The following is a 13,704-nucleotide window of genomic DNA, read 5'->3' on the forward strand; positions in this document are numbered from 1 at the left end:
GGCCGCGCGGCGTGCGCTAACATCCGTTGATGCAGCAGTCCACGCCCAAGGCGGCAATGCACGCTGTCGGTGTGATCCCAGCCCGATACCGGTCGACTCGCTTCCCCGGCAAACCTCTCGCACTCATCGATGGCAAGGCGCTCGTCCTGCGTGTCCTCGAGCGCGCCCGGGCCGCGGGCCGCATCGACAGGCTCCTGGTGGCGACGGACGACGAGCGCATCGCGTCGGCGGTCGTGGCGTCGGGCGGGGAGGTCGTGATGACGTCCGCGGCGCACGTCTCCGGAACCGATCGCCTGGCGGAGGTGGCGCGATCGCTTTCCGCGGATCTGTTCGTCAACATCCAGGGGGACGAGCCGCTGGTCGATCCGAGGGACATCGACAGGCTGGTGGAGTGCCTGGACGCGGACCCGGCGTGCGACATGGCCACGCTCTGCGAGCCGCTCCGTGACGCCCGGGAGGCGCGCGACCCGAACGTCGTGAAGGTGGTGTGCGACCTGTCCGGCCGGGCTCTCTACTTCTCGCGGAGCGCGATCCCCTATGTGCCGGAGGGACGGGACGGAGGCTCCGCCTCCCCGCCCTGGCTGAGGCACGTCGGCCTCTACGCCTACCGGCGCGGCTTTCTCCTGGAGTTCGCGTCCTGGGGCCCGGGAGCCCTCGAGTCGCTGGAAGGCCTGGAGCAGCTCCGTGCCATCGAGCGCGGGCGGACGATGCGGGTTCTACCGGCCCGGGGGCGTTATCACGGGGTCGATACTCCGGAGGACGTGCTCGCCGTCGAGCAGGTGCTCCGGGCCTCCTCATGAGGAGATGAGCGTGCCGACCAAGTACATCTTCATCACCGGCGGCGTCGTGTCCTCCCTGGGCAAGGGGCTGGCCGCGGCCTCGATCGGCCGGCTCATGGAGGCGCGCGGATTCAGCGTCACGCTGCAGAAGCTGGACCCCTACCTCAACGTCGATCCGGGCACCATGAGCCCCTACCAGCACGGCGAGGTCTACGTCACCGACGACGGCGTCGAGACCGACCTCGACCTCGGCCATTACGAGCGCTTCACCTCGACAGTCTGCTCGCGGGACCACAACTTCACCAGCGGCCGGATCTACGAGCAGGTGATCGCCCGCGAAAGGCGCGGCGACTACCTGGGGGGGACGGTCCAGGTGATCCCGCACGTCACCGACGAGATCAAGCAGTCGATTCGCAGGATCTCCAAGGGGATCGACATCCAGATCGTCGAGATTGGCGGGACCGTGGGCGACATCGAATCGCTGCCGTTCCTGGAGGCCATCCGCCAGTTCCGGCTCGAGGCGGGGCGCAGCGACGCGGTCTTCGTGCACCTCACGCTGGTGCCGTACATCGGCCCGGCCGGCGAGCTGAAGACCAAGCCGACGCAGCACTCGGTGCGCGACCTGCGCGCCATCGGCATCCAGCCGGACGTCCTGATGTGCCGCACGGACCGCTTCATTCCCAAGGAGATCAAGAAGAAGATCGCCCTGTTCTGCAACGTGCCCGAGGACGCGGTGATCACCGCCAAGGACGTCGAGACGATCTACGAGGTCCCCCTGGTGCTGGCCAAGGAGGGGCTGGACGCCATCCTGCTCAAGCTGCTCGACCTGCCGTACCGCGACAAGAACATGGACGAGTGGGTGACCATGGTGGACCGCGTCAAGAACCCGAAGGGCGGCGAGGTGTCCATCGGCATCGTCGGCAAGTACGTCACCTACGAGGACTCCTACAAGAGCCTCAACGAAGCGCTGACGCACGGCGGCATCGCCAACGACGTGCGGGTGAAGCTCCGCTGGATCGAGGCGGACAACCTCGTGGACGGCCAGCTCGAGGAGGCGATCGCCCCCTGCCACGGCATCCTGGTGCCGGGCGGCTTCGGGCTGCGCGGCGTGGCCGGCATGCTCGAGGCGATACGGCACGCGCGCGAGAAGCGCATCCCGTTCTTCGGCATCTGTCTCGGGCTGCAGTGCGCCATCATCGAGTTCGCCCGCAACGTGTGCGGATTGAAGGACGCCGATTCCTCCGAGTTCAACCTCTCGACGCCCTACCCCGTCATCTACAAGCTGCGCGAGCTCGAGGGCGTGGAGCGCATGGGAGGGAACATGCGACTGGGACGCTGGCCCTGCGTCCTGCATCCGGGGTCGCAGGCCCACCTGGCGTACGGCCTGGCGGAGATCAGCGAGCGACACCGCCATCGCTACGAGGTGAACCGCGAGTACCTGGACGCCATGACCAAGAAGGGGCTGCGGGTCAGCGGCGAGACCCCCGATCGACGCTTCGTGGAGATCGTGGAGCTGCCGGACCACCCCTACTTCCTGTCCTGCCAGTTCCATCCCGAATTCAAGTCGAAGCCGATGCTCCCGCATCCGCTTTTCAGGAGCTTCATCGGTGCCTGCAGACAATTCCGGCAGACGCAGCGCTGACCCCGGTCCGGCGCGGACGCGGCGGGTGGCGATCGCTCCCGATCTGGCGATCGGCGGCGGCGCTCCTCTGGCCTTCATCGCCGGCCCCTGCGTGATCGAGAGCGAGCGGCACGTTCTCGCGATGGCCCGCGCCCTCGCCGGGGCCGCCGCCGAGGCCGGTGTCCCGTTCATCTTCAAGTCGTCCTTCGACAAGGCGAACCGCAGCTCGGCGGAGTCCTTCCGCGGCCCGGGCCTGCGGGAGGGACTGCGCATCTTGATGCGGGTCAAGTCGGAGGTGGCCGTGCCCGTGCTGTCGGACATTCACGAGCCTGGACAGGCCGAGGCGGCCGCCGAGGTCCTCGACATCCTGCAGATTCCGGCGTTTCTCTGCCGCCAAACTGATCTGTTGACCGCCGCCGGACGGACGGGCCGGCCGGTGAACATCAAGAAGGGGCAGTTCCTCTCCCCGTGGGAGATGCAGAACGCCGTCGACAAGGTGCGATCGGCGGGGAACGAGCGGGTCCTGGTCACAGAACGAGGCTCGTCGTTCGGCTACCAGAACCTGGTCGTCGATTTCCGGTCGCTCGCGGTGATGAAGGAGATCGGCTGCCCCGTCATCATGGACGCCACGCATTCCGTCCAGCACCCTGGTGGCCTGGGGGACCGGAGCGGCGGCGACGCGCGGTTCATCCCCTTCCTGGCCCGGGCCGCGGCCGCCGTGGGGATCGACGCCCTGTTCTGCGAGGTGCACGACGACCCTGGTGCGGCGAAGAGCGACGGGCCCAATTCGCTTCCCCTCGACGCGGTCGTTCCGCTCCTGCGCCAGGTCATCGCGATCGACGCCGTGGTGCGGAGCGCCTGATGCCGCACGAGATCGCCCGCCGGGTGCTCGAGCTGGAGGCGCGCGCCATCCTGAACCTGGTTCCGCGGCTGGGCGAGTCGTTCGGCCGCGCGGTGGATCTTCTGCACGCCTGCAAGGGTCGGGTGGTGGTGACGGGAATGGGCAAGTCGGGCCTGATCGGAACCAAGATCGCCGCGACCTTCAGCAGCACGGGAACGCCGTCCCTGTTCCTGCATCCGGCCGAGGCGGTGCACGGGGACATCGGCATGGTGGTCCCTGGAGACGTCGTCCTGGCGATATCCCAGAGCGGCGAGACCGCGGAGCTCCTGCGCCTCCTTGAGCTGATCAAGCGCCTGGACGTGGGCCTGATCTCGCTCACCGGCGATCCGGAGTCCACCCTGGCCCGCCACTCGCGCGTCGTTCTGGACGTCCGGATCGACGAGGAGGCTTCGCCCCTCGGCCTGGTGCCCACGGCCAGCACCACCGCCGCCCTGGCGCTGGGCGACGCGCTCGCGATGGCGCTCCTCGAGAAGCGCGGCTTCACCCTGGACGAGTTCGCCCGCTACCACCCGGGCGGCCGGATCGGCAAGAAGGTCGTGACCGTCGCCCACCTCATGCACAAGGGGACCGAGGCCCCGCTGGTCCGGGTCGGCTCCCCGATGCGCGACGCCATCCGGACAATGAGCGACCGAAAGCTCGGAATGACCTGCGTCGTGCGGGAGGACGGCACGCTTGCGGGGGTGATCACGGACGGGGACCTGAGGCGCCACCTCGGGCAGGGGGACAACCTCCTGGCGACGACGGTGGACAGGGTGATGACCAGCGACCCGGCCACCATCCCGGCGCAGGAGCTCGCCGCCGCCGCGCTCCGCGTCATGGAGACCCGGAAGATCACCTCCCTGGTCGTGGTAGACGACGCACGGCGCGTCCTGGGTGTCCTGCACATCCACGACCTCTGGCGCACCCAGTTGTTCTAGGAGCCTGCTCCTAGACGTCCCCGGAGGAACCTGATGAAGTGCCGACTGCCTCTCGGCCCGCGGGCGCGCAAGGTGGCCATCATCCTGATGGACGTCGACGGCGTGCTCACCGACGGGGGCCTCTCGTTCATCGAGGGAGGCTCCGAAGCCAAGACCTACGACGTCAAGGATGGAGTCGGGCTCTGGATCGCGAGGCGCGCGGGCCTGCGGACCGGGATCATCTCCGGAAGGGGCGGCGCCTCGGTGGTGCGGCGCGCCGAGGAGCTGCGCCTGGACGAAATCCACCTCAAGGTCACCGACAAGCTGCAGGCCTACCAGCGCATTCTGAAGAGGCAGAAGCTGTCGGACGAGGAGGCCTGCTACCTGGGAGACGACCTCACCGACCTGGCGGTCCTGGGGCGCGCCGGCATGCCGGTCGCCGTGGCCGACGCGCACTCCGACGTGATCCGGCGCGTTCCCTTCGTCACGCGCGCTCCCGGGGGCCGCGGCGCGGTGCGCGAAGTCGTCGACGCGATCCTCAAGGCGCAGGGACGATGGCGGGAAGTCCTTGGCTGGTTCGATCCTTCGCTGCGCGGCGGAAGGCGCCCGCGGCGCGACACCCCGCTCGAGGTGCGACGATGAACATCCTGGTCTACCTGATCGTGTTCTTCTTCTTCATCGTGCTGTTCGTGGTGGGCGTGTACAACGGCGCCGACGTGACCGTCAACCTGGTGTTCTGGCAGGTCGGACCCGTCCCCATGGGGGCCGTGGTGGCGGCTGCCGCCATCTTCGGCGTGGCGTTCGCCTGCACCATCGGGGTCATCGACGGCATCAAGATCCGGATCACCAACCGTCTGCTTCGCAAGCAGATGAGGCGCCTCGAGGAGGAGGCCGACTCGCTGCGCCTGCGGCTGGCCCGGCGCGAGGGCGCCGACAGCAGTCCGTCCGCCGCCGAAGGCCCGACCGCCTCCTGGGCCGAACCCCGGGCCTAGGAATTCCACACCGGGCCGGGTCGTTCCGGGCCTTGCCGCGTGTCTCGCCTATTTCTTCTTGACGAAACCGTCCGAGCCGCCGCCGGAAGGCCCCGCGGGGGGCCCTTCGAGGGGAGGGACCGGATTGTCCATCAGCTTGGCAGCGCTGTCGAGCAGGAACCCCGTCTCGAACCGCTTCGTCACCGGCCCGCGCGGGGTGCGGAAGGTGATCACGGCCGTCGTCCCATCCAGCGTGATGGCGGGCGTCCGGCTGTCGACCCCCTCGTCGCTGACGCGGAGCGGCGGCGTCCAGACGCCGCTCATCAGGGTGCTGAAGTAGACCGTCGCGGTCTGCTCGGCGCGCGCCCAGACGAGGTAGGGCGTCCCGAAGCCGTCGAACGCGAGCGCCGGCGTGATATCGCCCCAGATCAACGGCATTCCGGCAACGATCGGACGCGGGTCCGTCCATCTCTTCCCGCTCGCGTCCCAGGTCGAGTACACCAGTTGCGTGAGGTTGCCGAAGTTCTTCGGCCACACCACCCACGGGAGGCCGGTCACCGGCGAGAGCTGGATGACCGGGGGCAGGTCGCCCAGATTGTCCCCCAGCGGGTTGAGCACGGTATTGGGGAACAGGCGCGGACGCATCTGTCCCCAGACGACGTAGGTCCGGCCGTGCGCGCCGGTCAGGTAGACGACGCGCTTGAAGTCACCGTGCCCATTGAACTGCACGCTCACCTCAGCGAGCGCCAGGGAAGGGACGATCACCAGGGCGGCCACGAGGACCAGCGGGCGAATGACGTGCGGCCTGTTCATGGTGTCACCTGCCCTTTCCCTGTTCGATGAACTGATCGAACTTTTCCACTTCAAGGAAGTGCCGGTCCAGCTGCGACCGCAGGAACTTCAAGCGACCGAAGTAGACCTTCTCCTGGACCTGGTTTCCGGAGATCCTCGCCATCTCCCACAGGTGATAGGCGGTCTGGAAGAGGATGTCGACGAACCTCTCCTCTCCCCCGTGGGCCATGAGCTCGGCTTCCTCGAAGAAGTCGCGGGCCTTCACCATGTCCTGCCTGGCGTAGTGGATCTGGCCCAGGTACAGAAGGGCGTAGGTGGAGCAGCGGCGGAAACCCTCCTTGCCGGCCACCTGCAGCGCCTCCCGGAGCTCGCGCACGCCCCGGTCCACCTTGCCGAGCATGGCCTGACAAAAGCCGATGTTGATCCGGATGAGGGTCAGGTCGTACTTGCCCGCCGTGCTCTCGAGGAGGGCCCGCGCACCTCGGAAGCCCTCGAGCGCCTTGTCGAACTCGCCATCCAGGAAGTGCAGGCGCCCGATGCGGTGGAGCGCGTACCCTTCGTACTCGACGTTGGCCGATTCACGCGCCAGAGCCAGGGCCTTTTCCGACTCGAGGAGGGCCAGGTACCGGTCCCCCTTGTCTTCGTGCGCGTCCGCCAGGGCCCCGAGAACGGCCACCTGCGTGGTCGGCGAGATGTCCCGATGGCGCCTGAGGATGAGGCGGAGCTCCGTTTCGGCCAGGCTGATCTTGCCCATCCGAAGGAGCGTCCTCGCCAGATTGAAGCGGGCCCGGGCCAGGGTCTCCTGGTCGACGGCCCCTTCGGCCCCGTCCTCGAGCCGTGCCAGGGCGGTCTCGTAAATGGCATAGGCGCGCGCGTAGTTCCCCTGGTCCCACTCGCGGCCGGCCTCCGTCTTGATGTCCTCGTAGGTCGCCGGCTCGGCGGGCTCGTAGGCATCGACCCGCTCAAGATCCAGAACGTCCGAGAAGTTCTGGATCGGCACGTTGAAGATGTTGGCGAGCAGGCAGAGCTTGTCGAAGGAGGGATAGCATTTGCCGCGCTCGTAGCGGGACAGCTGGGAGTTGTCGATCTCGCCGCCACCTGTCTTCGCCTTGTCCTCGACCCGGCGGAGGGAGAGCCCGTAACCGACCCGCAGCCGGCGCAGATAATTCCCCAGCCGGGTGCTTCCTCGCAGCTCCTGTTCCATCTCCGGAATCTCCCTCAACCTACCCCGGCGCTGAGCGCGGCCCGAAAGGTACGGGGAACCGCCGGTTGCTGCAATGGTGGCCTGACATAAATGACCTGTCAAGAAACTTTTGTAATTCCGTTGCGGTCAGACTGCAGCATGGAATAACCCATGTCCCTGCAATACATAAAGGCAGTGTACCGCGAAACCCCCCGCCGGGCAACTGCTTGACAAAGTTTCGTCCCTCCCCTACCTTGCCGGGATGATAGGGGCCTGATGGCGAACCCGAGTCCCGCGCGCGAGGGGGTGCTCTCCACCACTACCTTTCCAGGCCTCATCTATTCCATCCTGAGCCGGAAGGAGACGGGCGTTCTCACCCTCACCGGCGACACCATCGAAAAGTCGATTTTCATCCAGGCCGGACGGCCCGTCTTCGCCACGTCCAATGATCGCGACGACCGGCTGGGGCAGATCTTCTTCAAGGCAGGGCTGGTCTCCCTGGAGGGCCTGATCCAGACGGTCGAGCGCGCCGCGCAGGAAAACAAGCGACTCGGAACCGTCTTCGTGGAGTCGGGCCTCATCCAGGCGCACGATCTCGTCGAGGGGGTCCGGGCCCAGGTCCGGAACATCGTCTGCAGTCTGTTCCTCTGGACCAGCGGCCGGTATCGCTACCGGCCGGGGCCCCTCCCTTCAGACGAGGTCATCACCCTGAAGCTGAGCGCCGGGAACACCATTCTCGAGGGGATCCGCCGGATCGAGAGGTGGGAACGGATCTGGGAGGCGGTCGGCGGCCTGGAGGTCAAATATCAGACGACCACCGGGATCGAGGACATCAGCCGTGACCTGACCCTGTCCCTCGACGAGTGGACACTCCTGTCCTGCTGCGAGAGACCGATCCCCCTGCGCGAGCTGTGCCGGTCGTCGACGTTGAAGGATTTCGAGATTTGCCGGCTCCTGTGGGCGCTGATGACGCTCGGTATCGTGGTGCGCACCTCACACCTGAGCTGATCCCGGCTTCCCCGTCTCGTCGATCGCCCCCAGGAGGTCTCGGACCGTCAGGGTCGCCGCCCCGATCTTTCCCACGACGACACCCGCGGCGTGGTTGGCGAAGACGGCCGCCTCCGCCATTGTGGCCCCCGCGGCCACCGACAGGGCCAGGGTCGCCGCGACGGTATCCCCCGCCCCTGTCACGTCGAAGACCTCGCGCGCACTGGCTGGAATGGAGAGCGATCCCCCGTCCCTCTCGAGCAGGAGCATGCCATGCTCCCCCCGGGTGATGAGGAGGAACGGGCATCCGAGCATTCCGAGGATCCGCCGGCCGAGCGACTCGAATTCCTCTCCGGTGCGCGCCACGCCGCCTCCGGCCTCCATCGCCTCACGCGCGTTGGGGGTCACCACGGTCGCGGGCCCGTAGTGCCGGAACAGTCGCATTTTGGGGTCGACGATGACCGGAAGTCGGCGCCTGGACGCCTCGGGCAGGAGGCTCGCCAGGAGCATGGGGGAGAGGGCCCCCTTGTCGTAGTCCGAGACGATCATCCCCTGGACGCCATCGAGAAGCTCCAGCGCCCGTTCCTGCAGTCGACGGGTCACGGGGTCTTCGGGCGGAGTGTCGACCTCGCGGTCCATGCGCACCACGTGCTGTCCGTGGGCGATGACCCGCGTCTTCACGGTCGTGGGCCGGCCGGGGGCCACGACGATCCCCCCGGTGGGAAGCCCTGCCTCCCGGCAGAATGTCTCGATGAGGTCGCCGAAGCGATCGTCGCCGCGCACGCCGGCCGGGATCGCCCGCGCGCCGAGCGCGAGCAGGTTGCTGACCACATTGCCGGCGCCGCCGAGACGGGAGCTCTCGCGTTCCAGGCGGACCACCGGCACGGGGGCTTCGGGTGAGATGCGGGAGACGCCGCCCCACAGGTACTGGTCGATCATCAGGTCGCCGACGACGAGAAGCGTGAGACTGGGAAACCGGGATGTGATGGCTGCGGCGCGCGCGGCGCTCAGATTCGCACCGGGGATCTGCGGGACGCTCAGGAACCGTCTCCGGGAAGGATGGTGGCCTCCTCCACGAGCATGATCGGGATATCGTCGACGATCGGGTACCGCCTCCGGCACTCGCGGCACACGAGGCCGGTGCCGTCCGGAGTCGGCTTGACCTCCGTTTTGCACAGAGGGCATGCGAGGATTTCGAGAAGTCGCGGGTCGACGGACATGAGGCTCCTCTTTCGGCCGCGACTTATAGCCCCGGACGAATTATTTGTCAAACCACCGTGCGACCACCCCGGGCGATGTAAGATGCGGATCTTCATGAGCCGCCGGGATCACCGCCTCGACGAGCGCGATCGCGTCCTGCTCATCCGACTGGGAGCGGTGGGCGACGTCCTGCGGACACTCCCCGCCCTGCACCTGATCCGGAAGACCTTCCCCGCCGTCCACCTGGCCTGGATCGTCGAGGACCTGTCGCGCGAGCTCCTGGACGGGCACCCCGAAATCGACGAGGTCATCCGGTTCCCGCGCCGCGAGATCCGTGAGACGGCGCGCCGCCCGCGAGCGCTGATGGCCCGCCTCATCGTGCTCCGCCGGGAGCTGCGCGCGCGACGATTCACGGCCGCCGTCGATTTCCAGGGAAGCCTGAAGAGCGGCGTCCTGGGCCTCCTATCGGGGGCGCCGCGGCGCATCGGCTTCGCCCCGGGTCATTGCCGGGAGTTCAGCTTCCTTCTCACCAACGAATGGGTGCGCCCGCACGGCCGGCGCCTGAACCGGGTGGAGAAGAACTGTCTCCTGGCCGAGGCCTTGGGGGCCGCGGGGGACGAGATCGAGGTGGTGCTTCCGGAGCGCCCGGAGGAGGGGCGTCAGGCGGAGTCGATGGTCCGCTCTCTCAATCCGGGTCGGGCTCCCCTGGCGGTCCTCTCTCCCGGCACCAGCCGCCGGCAGGCCGCCAAGCGATGGCCGCCCGTGTACTTCGGACGCCTGGCCTCCCTGCTGGCCGGCTCGTCGGGTGCGTTGCCGCTCGTCGTCTTCGGGCCGGGCGAGGAGACGCTCGCCAGGGAGGCCGTGTCGGCGTCCGGAGGGCGGGCCGTCCTGGCGCCGCCGACCTCCCTGCGGCTTCTGGCTGCCGTCCTTCGGCGGTCGGCCCTGTTCGTGGGCGCCGACACCGGCCCGATGCACCTGGCTTGGACTGTCGGGTGCCCGGTCGTCGCGTTGTTCGGACCCACCGATCCGGCCCTGAACGCGCCTCTCGGCCCGATGCATGCCGTCCTGAGAGAGGGCCGGTCGACGGCCCGCATCAACCCCGACCAGGCGTACGAGGCGGCCCGCCGTCTCCTGCCTCCGCGGTCGCTGGCGCACGCCTCGGGAGCCCCCCGCCTGTCGCGCGCCGCCCTCTTCGCCGGCGCATCCGGCCCCGGACGATGAGACCGATCGACCCCGCGTCCGTCCGCCGCATCCTGATCCGGGTCAACAATTGGATCGGCGACGTGGTGATGATCTCGCCGGCGATGCGCGCCATCCGCGCGCATTTCCGGGAGGCCCGCATCGCCATCCTGGCCAAGAGCTGGGTCCTGGAAACGCTCTCCGGCGACCCGTTCTACGACGACCTGATCGAGTACGACGACGGCGGCAGGCACCGCGGCGTGATGGGCCGCATGCGGCTCGCGGCGCTGCTGCGACGGCGGCGCTTCGATCTGGCCATCCTGTTCCAGAAGGCGTTCGATGCGGCGGCCCTGGCCTTTCTCGCGGGGGTCCGTCGGCGCATCGGATATGCCACCGATCGCCGCTCCTGGCTGCTCACGCACGCTCTGGATCTCCCGCCACCCGGCACGCACCACATGGAGGCCTTTCTGGGGATCGCCCGGGCCCTCGGATGCCCGGTCACCGATCCGCGCCCGGCCTTTCACCTCAGGCAAGAGGACCGCAGGCAGGCGGAGGCGATTCTCGAACGGGCCGGGCTGCTCGGGCATGCCCCCCTGGTGGCGCTGCACGCGGGAGCCTCGAAGGAGCCGCGGTCCTGGCACCCTGAACGCTTCGGACTGCTGGGGCGCCGCCTGGTGGAGCGACATGCCGCCCGGATCATCCTGCTGGGGAGCGCGTCCGAGCGCGGCCTCCTGGACCGGGTCGCCGCGGCCATACCGCGGCAGGGAGTGCTCCTGCCTGATCCGATCCTGTCGATCAAGACCACCGGCGCCGTCCTCGAGCGCTGCCATCTCTTCGTGGGAAACGACAGCGGCCCCATGCATGTGGCGGCGGCCCTGGGCGTTCCCACGGTCGCGATCTTCGGACCCGGGACGCCCGGGAAAACGGCGCCCGCCGCGGCGCGCGCCCCCGTCGTGGCGATCTCCAAGGACTACCCCTGCTCCCCGTGCCGGCAGGATTTCTTCCGGGAGTGTCCCCCCTCGCCGGCCGGCAGGCCGTTCTGTCTGGAGGAGATCTCGGTCGAGGAGGTCGAGCGCGCCGCGGCCGGGCTACTCGAGGGGGCGCGCCAGCCGGTCTTCTGAACGCAGGAGCTCGCGCAGGCGCCACGCGAGCCGCCGCGCTCCGAGGCGCCTGCGGTAGCGGCCCAGTCGCGTGGCGAGCAGGAGCACAAGCGCGCGATCGCCGCGGGCATAGCCCAGGAGGAAGCGGACCTCTTCCCGAGGGGTCAGCCGGTGGGGTCCGGCCACCCACTTCTCGCAGGAGCGCACGAGTCGGGCGAGTGCCTGGATGCGGCCGCCCGCACGGATCGGGTCGGCGAACCGGCCCCGCTCGAGGTCGACCACGAAGAGCGTCTCTCCGGCAGGACCTCTCCCCCAGACCAGGTTGGCCAGGTTCAGGTCGGCATGCTCGAAACCGGCATCATGCATGTCGCGCAGGACGCCGGCGGTCCGGTCGAGAATCTCCCTTCGCCGGGCTCCGGAGAGGGGCTCCCCTGCCAGGCCGTGCAGGTTCCGGGCGTCCGGGATTTCCCGGGCGACAATCGCCTGGGCGTGCAGGATCCCGGCCACCCGTCGAGTGCCGACCGCCAGGATCTCGGGCGTCGGCACGCCCGCCTGCGCCAGACGCACCGAGGCACGCAGCTGATCGATGGCGCGACGTCTTCCCAGGTAGAGCCCGCCGAAAAGGGGGCCGAGGAGGCCCCCATGGAGCGCTCGTTTGCCGACGGCGGGGATCCCCGCGAGCGTGAGCCGCGCCAGGGGCCCGCGCCCGGAGCCCGCCGCCGTCTGTCGCGCTCCCGCTCCCGACAGGATGAAGTCGGCCTCTCCCCTCGCGATCGCCGCGGCGCAGGCCCGCCTCGCGATCCAGTCCCCGGCGGCGGAGCGGACCTCGACGCAGTCGGGCGGCAGGCCGGGAACCCGATGGCCCACGCGATCTCCTCCTGGGTGGTCCTGCGTGTCGGGGCTCACTCCTCCCCGGCCCCCGGCCGGGCGGCGGGCTCTCGCCCGAAGACGTGGGCCACGAGGATGCCGATGAGATACAGGACGATCATCGGGCCGGCGAACAGGCATTGGGTCACGACGTCGGGCGTCGGCGTGATCAAGGCGGCGACGATGAAGATGATCAGGACGGCGTATTTCAGATTGCGCCACAGGAACCCGGCGGTGATCAGCCTCAGCCGGGCGAGAAAGTAGATCACGGTCGGGAGCTCGAACACCAGGCCCATCCCGAGCACGATCTTGCTCTCGAAGCTGAACAGGCTGCTGATGCGCAGCGCCGGCGTGAATCCCTCCGCCACGCCGAGGAGGAACCGACAGGCCGCCGGGAATCCCACGTAATAGCCGAACGCTCCGCCCAGCAGGAAGAAGAGCGTGGCGAACACCACGAACGGCAGGGCGTAGTGGCGTTCCCCCGGGTAGAGCCCCGGCCTGATGAAGGCCCAGACCTGGTACAGCACGAACGGCGATGCGAGGAACAGCGCCACCAGGAAGGACACCTTCATGTACAGAAGGAACGGCTCGGCCACCTCGAGGAAGACCGGCTTTTGATCCCCCAGGAGCGGCCGGATGGGTGCCAGGAAAAAGCCCAGGATCTGCCGGGAATAGGCGAGCGCCAGGGCGAAGGCGACCGCGATCGCGACAACCGACCGCAGCAACCGCTTCCGGAGCTCCTCCAGGTGCTCCAGGAAGCTCATGGTCGGCAGGTCAGGTGTGCTCGTCCCGCGCTTTGGCATCGTCTGCCGGGGCCTCATCCGGCTTCGCGGACGGGTCGGTCGGAGGCTTGTCCGCGGGAGGCTTGAGCTCCGCCCGGGCCACCTCGGCGTCGAGCGTGTCGCGCATGTCGGTGGCCGCCTTGCGGAACTCCGCGATCCCCTTGCCGAGAGTGCGTCCCAGATCGGACAGCCGCCGGGGTCCAAAAATGAGGAGGGCGATGGCGAAGATGACCAGCAGTTCCGGGCCGCCAATCGAGCCGAACATGCCGCATCCCTCCCGATCCGCCGGCACGACGGGGGTTGCGAGGCCGCTCCGGAGCCGCACGACGGAGCCGACATCTTAGCACCATCGTCAGCCCGGCGCCGGGGCGCGACACGCCACGGACGCTCCACCGGGGCAACGGAAATAAGTGCTCTATTTCCATCGTTTCTTTACACGGGCCGGA

The 13,704-nt window shown here is 68.6% G+C and carries 16 protein-coding genes; 9 read left to right on the forward strand and 7 right to left on the reverse strand.

Annotated features, from left to right (window positions below; genetic code table 11):
• Positions 1 to 56 precede the first annotated feature (56 nt).
• The 6 genes from kdsB to VGV60_08100 are packed head-to-tail and all read left to right on the forward strand — an operon-like array spanning position 57 to position 5,189.
• On the forward strand, positions 57 to 800 hold the full coding sequence (gene kdsB / locus VGV60_08075) for a 3-deoxy-manno-octulosonate cytidylyltransferase (GenBank protein ID HEV8701212.1): 744 nt from the start codon (positions 57 to 59) through the stop codon (positions 798 to 800).
• 10 nt (positions 801 to 810) lie between these two features.
• Positions 811 to 2,421 carry a CTP synthase gene (locus tag VGV60_08080; GenBank protein ID HEV8701213.1) on the forward strand — a complete coding sequence of 537 codons (1,611 nt, stop codon included), beginning with the start codon at positions 811 to 813 and terminating at the stop codon, positions 2,419 to 2,421.
• A gap of 25 nt (positions 2,422 to 2,446) precedes the next feature.
• On the forward strand, positions 2,447 to 3,262 hold the full coding sequence (gene kdsA, locus VGV60_08085; GenBank protein HEV8701214.1) for a 3-deoxy-8-phosphooctulonate synthase: 816 nt from the start codon (positions 2,447 to 2,449) through the stop codon (positions 3,260 to 3,262).
• A complete protein-coding gene (locus VGV60_08090; protein ID HEV8701215.1) occupies positions 3,262 to 4,218 on the forward strand; it encodes a KpsF/GutQ family sugar-phosphate isomerase in 957 nt (318 codons plus the stop codon). Before kdsA ends, VGV60_08090 begins: the two co-directional genes overlap by 1 nt.
• Positions 4,219 to 4,251: 33 nt before the next feature.
• Positions 4,252 to 4,839, forward strand: coding sequence for an HAD hydrolase family protein (locus VGV60_08095; GenBank protein ID HEV8701216.1), 588 nt, complete (start codon positions 4,252 to 4,254; stop codon positions 4,837 to 4,839).
• Complete coding sequence (locus tag VGV60_08100) at positions 4,836 to 5,189, forward strand: LapA family protein (GenBank protein HEV8701217.1); 354 nt, start codon at positions 4,836 to 4,838, stop codon at positions 5,187 to 5,189. Before VGV60_08095 ends, VGV60_08100 begins: the two co-directional genes overlap by 4 nt.
• A gap of 48 nt (positions 5,190 to 5,237) precedes the next feature.
• Here VGV60_08100 and VGV60_08105 read toward each other — a convergent pair whose 3' ends face one another.
• Positions 5,238 to 5,981, reverse strand: a complete 744-nt coding sequence (locus tag VGV60_08105; GenBank protein ID HEV8701218.1) for a hypothetical protein — start codon at positions 5,979 to 5,981, stop codon at positions 5,238 to 5,240.
• Positions 5,982 to 5,985: 4 nt separating this feature from the next.
• On the reverse strand, positions 5,986 to 7,164 hold the full coding sequence (locus VGV60_08110) for a helix-turn-helix domain-containing protein (protein HEV8701219.1): 1,179 nt from the start codon (positions 7,162 to 7,164) through the stop codon (positions 5,986 to 5,988).
• A gap of 255 nt (positions 7,165 to 7,419) precedes the next feature.
• Between VGV60_08110 and VGV60_08115 the strand changes: the two genes are divergently transcribed.
• Positions 7,420 to 8,151, forward strand: coding sequence for a DUF4388 domain-containing protein (locus tag VGV60_08115; protein ID HEV8701220.1), 732 nt, complete (start codon positions 7,420 to 7,422; stop codon positions 8,149 to 8,151).
• Here the strand turns inward: VGV60_08115 and VGV60_08120 are convergent.
• Together VGV60_08120 and VGV60_08125 are read right to left on the reverse strand one after the other, a co-directional pair.
• Complete coding sequence (locus VGV60_08120) at positions 8,137 to 9,252, reverse strand: PfkB family carbohydrate kinase (protein HEV8701221.1); 1,116 nt, start codon at positions 9,250 to 9,252, stop codon at positions 8,137 to 8,139. The genes VGV60_08115 and VGV60_08120 overlap by 15 nt on opposite strands.
• Positions 9,168 to 9,350 carry a Trm112 family protein gene (locus VGV60_08125; protein HEV8701222.1) on the reverse strand — a complete coding sequence of 61 codons (183 nt, stop codon included), beginning with the start codon at positions 9,348 to 9,350 and terminating at the stop codon, positions 9,168 to 9,170. Before VGV60_08125 ends, VGV60_08120 begins: the two co-directional genes overlap by 85 nt.
• 82 nt (positions 9,351 to 9,432) lie before the next feature.
• Here VGV60_08125 and VGV60_08130 point away from each other — a divergent pair, with 82 nt between their 5' ends.
• Positions 9,433 to 10,551 carry a glycosyltransferase family 9 protein gene (locus VGV60_08130; GenBank protein HEV8701223.1) on the forward strand — a complete coding sequence of 373 codons (1,119 nt, stop codon included), beginning with the start codon at positions 9,433 to 9,435 and terminating at the stop codon, positions 10,549 to 10,551.
• Positions 10,548 to 11,630, forward strand: coding sequence for a lipopolysaccharide heptosyltransferase II (gene waaF, locus VGV60_08135; GenBank protein HEV8701224.1), 1,083 nt, complete (start codon positions 10,548 to 10,550; stop codon positions 11,628 to 11,630). The genes VGV60_08130 and waaF overlap by 4 nt, the downstream gene beginning before the upstream one ends.
• Here waaF and VGV60_08140 read toward each other — a convergent pair.
• The 3 genes from VGV60_08140 to tatA are packed head-to-tail and all read right to left on the reverse strand — an operon-like array spanning position 11,598 to position 13,523.
• A complete protein-coding gene (locus tag VGV60_08140) occupies positions 11,598 to 12,476 on the reverse strand; it encodes a lipopolysaccharide kinase InaA family protein (protein ID HEV8701225.1) in 879 nt (292 codons plus the stop codon). The two genes, waaF and VGV60_08140, sit on opposite strands and share 33 nt — an antisense overlap.
• A gap of 35 nt (positions 12,477 to 12,511) precedes the next feature.
• A complete protein-coding gene (gene tatC / locus VGV60_08145) occupies positions 12,512 to 13,279 on the reverse strand; it encodes a twin-arginine translocase subunit TatC (protein HEV8701226.1) in 768 nt (255 codons plus the stop codon).
• Positions 13,251 to 13,523 carry a twin-arginine translocase TatA/TatE family subunit gene (tatA, locus tag VGV60_08150; protein HEV8701227.1) on the reverse strand — a complete coding sequence of 91 codons (273 nt, stop codon included), beginning with the start codon at positions 13,521 to 13,523 and terminating at the stop codon, positions 13,251 to 13,253. The genes tatC and tatA overlap by 29 nt, the downstream gene beginning before the upstream one ends.
• Between the last annotated feature and the right edge of the window lie 181 nt (positions 13,524 to 13,704).

Source organism: Candidatus Polarisedimenticolia bacterium (genome assembly GCA_036001465.1).
Taxonomy (GTDB): domain Bacteria; phylum Acidobacteriota; class Polarisedimenticolia; order Gp22-AA2; family Gp22-AA2; genus Gp22-AA3.

Bases quoted from the DNA above. Each gene is read 5' to 3' on its own strand.
- VGV60_08110 (HEV8701219.1), bottom strand. From the start codon at position 7,164: ATGGAACAGGAGCTGCGAGGAAGCACCCGGCTGGGGAATTATCTGCGC.
- VGV60_08100 (HEV8701217.1), top strand. From the start codon at position 4,836: ATGAACATCCTGGTCTACCTGATCGTGTTCTTCTTCTTCATCGTGCTG.
- VGV60_08095 (HEV8701216.1), top strand. From the start codon at position 4,252: ATGAAGTGCCGACTGCCTCTCGGCCCGCGGGCGCGCAAGGTGGCCATC.
- VGV60_08115 (HEV8701220.1), top strand. From the start codon at position 7,420: ATGGCGAACCCGAGTCCCGCGCGCGAGGGGGTGCTCTCCACCACTACC.
- VGV60_08125 (HEV8701222.1), bottom strand. From the start codon at position 9,350: ATGTCCGTCGACCCGCGACTTCTCGAAATCCTCGCATGCCCTCTGTGC.
- kdsB (HEV8701212.1), top strand. From the start codon at position 57: ATGCACGCTGTCGGTGTGATCCCAGCCCGATACCGGTCGACTCGCTTC.
- tatC (HEV8701226.1), bottom strand. From the start codon at position 13,279: ATGCCAAAGCGCGGGACGAGCACACCTGACCTGCCGACCATGAGCTTC.
- waaF (HEV8701224.1), top strand. From the start codon at position 10,548: ATGAGACCGATCGACCCCGCGTCCGTCCGCCGCATCCTGATCCGGGTC.
- VGV60_08130 (HEV8701223.1), top strand. From the start codon at position 9,433: ATGCGGATCTTCATGAGCCGCCGGGATCACCGCCTCGACGAGCGCGAT.
- VGV60_08105 (HEV8701218.1), bottom strand. From the start codon at position 5,981: ATGAACAGGCCGCACGTCATTCGCCCGCTGGTCCTCGTGGCCGCCCTG.
- VGV60_08090 (HEV8701215.1), top strand. From the start codon at position 3,262: ATGCCGCACGAGATCGCCCGCCGGGTGCTCGAGCTGGAGGCGCGCGCC.
- tatA (HEV8701227.1), bottom strand. From the start codon at position 13,523: ATGTTCGGCTCGATTGGCGGCCCGGAACTGCTGGTCATCTTCGCCATC.